1 rRNA gene is annotated in these 218 nt (G+C 51.4%); it reads left to right on the top strand.

Annotated features, from left to right (window positions below):
* Positions 1-218: ribosomal RNA gene (locus M3205_RS25510) — 23S ribosomal RNA — on the top strand; the annotation flags it as partial.

Below are 218 nucleotides of genomic sequence, written 5' to 3'. Positions count from 1 at the left end.
ACTGAAACATCTAAGTACCCGGAGGAAGAGAAAGCAAACGCGATTCCCTGAGTAGCGGCGAGCGAAACGGGATTAGCCCAAACCAGGAGGCTGCCTCCTGGGGTTGTAGGACACTCTATACGGAGTTACAAAGGAACGAGGTAAATGAACAGGTCTGGAAAGGCCGGCCAAAGAAGGTAAAAGCCCTGTAGTTGAAACTTCGTTCCCTCCAGAGTGGA

It is taken from the genome of Cytobacillus firmus, from assembly GCF_023715565.1.
Taxonomy (GTDB): Bacteria; Bacillota; Bacilli; order Bacillales; family Cytobacillaceae; genus Cytobacillus; species Cytobacillus firmus_C.
Note: the sequence above shows the minus strand (reverse complement) of the source record. Positions and strands in the feature narration are given on the sequence as shown.